Origin of the sequence: Methylopila musalis (genome assembly GCF_042679725.1) — a bacterium.
In the GTDB taxonomy this organism is placed as follows: Bacteria; Pseudomonadota; Alphaproteobacteria; order Rhizobiales; family Methylopilaceae; genus Methylopila; species Methylopila musalis.
This window is the reverse complement of the sequence record NZ_JBHTMX010000295.1, coordinates 1-2403: the sequence shown is the minus strand read 5'-3', so window position 1 is coordinate 2403 and position 2403 is coordinate 1. Positions and strand designations below refer to the sequence as shown.

3 protein-coding genes are annotated in these 2403 nt (G+C 69.5%); 2 read left to right on the top strand and 1 reads right to left on the bottom strand.

The features are described from left to right. The coding region (locus ACFQ4O_RS16895; RefSeq protein WP_378777447.1) for a hypothetical protein at positions 1 to 251 on the bottom strand (251 nt) is incomplete at its 3' end. A 294-nt stretch (positions 252 to 545) separates the two neighbouring features. Here ACFQ4O_RS16895 and sciP point away from each other — a divergent pair. Continuing rightward, positions 546 to 821: a CtrA inhibitor SciP gene (gene sciP, locus ACFQ4O_RS16890; protein ID WP_378777445.1), complete on the top strand. Its 276-nt coding sequence runs from the start codon at positions 546 to 548 to the stop codon at positions 819 to 821. Positions 822 to 978: 157 nt separating this feature from the next. Further along, on the top strand, positions 979 to 2403 hold a 1425-nt coding region (gene fliF / locus ACFQ4O_RS16885), incomplete at its 3' end, for a flagellar basal-body MS-ring/collar protein FliF (protein WP_378777443.1).

The window sequence follows — 2403 nt, the reverse complement described above, 5'->3', positions numbered from 1 at the left end:
GTCTGCGCCGTCGCGGGGGGCGCGCTGTCGCCGGCGAGGGCCTCGACGACGGGCGTCGGCGCGGCGACGAGGGCGAGCGCCGTCTCCGCCAGTCCCGCGGCGAGCGTCTGCGCGTCCGTGCGCGTGTCGTCGGAGTTCTGCGCCGCCTCGTCCAGCGCGCGGGCGAAAGAATCGTCCGTCTTCGCAGGCTGGGGCCCGGTCGGGGCCGAAGACGGCTGGGAGGCGGCGACAGGGGCGATGGGAGAGGTCATGAGCGGCGGATCCGGGTTCGGAACCCTGCTTCGCAATCTGCGTGCCAGCGCTTTTCGCTCAGATTCGAACCGCCCGCGCGCCCAGAGCCCGGCAGCTTCCGCCCCTCCCCGGCAAAAAATGCCGTTCGAAGGTAACCGTTGAGTTACTTAAATTGAATACAAATCGTTAGGAATTGGATGACTTCTCGTTAACGTTTGAAGATGCTTCGAATGCTAGTTCACCGCTTAGTCAAATGTTAAATGAGCGCCGCCTACGTTCTCTCACATCGGGTCTGATGCGCGTGAGAGTACCTTATGACCGAGCTGCAACGTGGGCGGACCAAGTACGTGATCGGGCCGGACGGAAGTCCGCTGACGGTCGCGGACCTGCCCCCCTCCGACACAAAGCGGTGGGTGATCCGCCGAAAGGCCGAAGTGGTGGCGGCGGTCCGGGGGGGACTGCTCAGCCTCGAGGAGGCCTGTCAGCGCTACACCCTGACGGTCGAGGAGTTCCTGTCCTGGCAGGCCTCGATCGACAGGCACGGACTGGCGGGGCTGCGGACCACGCGCATCCAGCAGTATCGCTCCTGACCCTCGCAAGACTTCGACCTCTTCGACGCCGGCCCTCGTGGCCGGCGTTTTCGTTTCCGGACGGGCTCCGCGAGGCGCGTTAACGGGTCGTTTACCAAATGCCGGGCAAATCTTGCCGGGTGGCGCAACACTCCCTCCGCGCCCGGAGAACGCCCCGTTGAACGGCTTCGTCGCATTCCTCCGCTCGTTCGGCGTCGGCCGTGTCGCGGCCCTGCTGGCGGTCGCGATCGCGCTGATCGGCTTCTTCACCTTCACGATCATCCGCTTTTCGCAGCCGACCATGACGCCGCTGTTCAGCGACCTGTCGCCGGAGGACGCCTCCGCGATCGTCAAGGAGCTCGACCAGCAGAACGTGCCTTACGAGCTGCGCCAGAACGGCGCCGGCATCCTGGTGCCGCAGGAGCAGGCCGCGAAGCTGCGCATGAAGATGGCGGAGGCCCGCCTTCCCGCCGGCGGCGGCGTGGGCTGGGAGATCTTCGACAAGGGCGACGGCTTCTCCGCCACCAGCTTCGTGCAGAACGTCAACCACCTGCGCGCGCTCGAAGGCGAGCTCGCCCGCTCCATCCGCTCGCTGAACCGGGTTGAGGCCGCGCGCGTCCATCTCGTCATCCCCGAGCGCCCGCTGTTCACCCGCGACGCGCCCCAGCCCTCCGCCTCCATCGTCATCCGGGCGCGCGGCCAGCTGGAGAGCGGCGAGATCCGCGCCATCCGGCATCTGGCCGCCTCCGCCGTGCAGGGGCTGAAGCCGGAGAAGGTGTCGCTGGTGGACGAGACCGGCCGCCTGCTCGCCGACGGCGCCGACCCGGATTCCGGCGCCGGCGCCAGCGACGAGCGGGTGACGAGCCTCGAACGCCGCCTGCGCGAGCGGGTGGAGGCCATCGTCGGCCGGGTGGTCGGCGCGGACCGCGCCCGCGTCGAGGTGCGCGCCGAGATGGACAACACCAAGTCCACCGTCACCGCCGACAGCTTCGACCCCGAAAGCCGGGTGGTGCGCTCCACCCAGACCCGCGAGGAGAACTCGCAGACCAGCGAGCCCGCCGAGCAGGGCGTCACCGTCGGCAACCAGCTGCCGAACGCAGCCGCCAACGCCGCCGCGGGCGCGCCCCAGAGCCGCGACCAGTCGAACAAGACCGAAGAGGTCGTGAACTATGAGATCTCCCGCACCACCCGCACCGAGGTGAAGGACGGCGGCCAGATCAAGCGGCTGTCGGTGGCCGTGCTCGTGGACGGCGTCTACACCCGCGCCGCTAACGGCGACGTCTCCTATGCGCCCCGCGTCCAGGCGGAGCTCGACCAGATCAGCGCGCTGGTGCGGGCGGGCGTCGGCTTCGACCAGGGCCGCGGCGACACGGTGGAGATCGTCAACCTGCGCTTCGCGGACCTGCCGCAGGCCACCTCCGCCGGCGAGCCCGAAAGCCCCTTCGCCGTCTCCCGCGAGGACATGATGCGCTGGGCGGAGCTCGGCGTGCTGGCCCTGCTCACGCTGGTGGTGACGCTGGTGGTGGTGCGCCCGCTGCTGCGCAAGGCGCTGTCGCCCGAGGGCGACGAGCGGCCGGCGCAGGCGGGCGCGGCGGCCGACGCC

Bases quoted from the DNA above. Each gene is read 5' to 3' on its own strand.
- sciP (WP_378777445.1), top strand. From the start codon at position 546: ATGACCGAGCTGCAACGTGGGCGGACCAAGTACGTGATCGGGCCGGAC.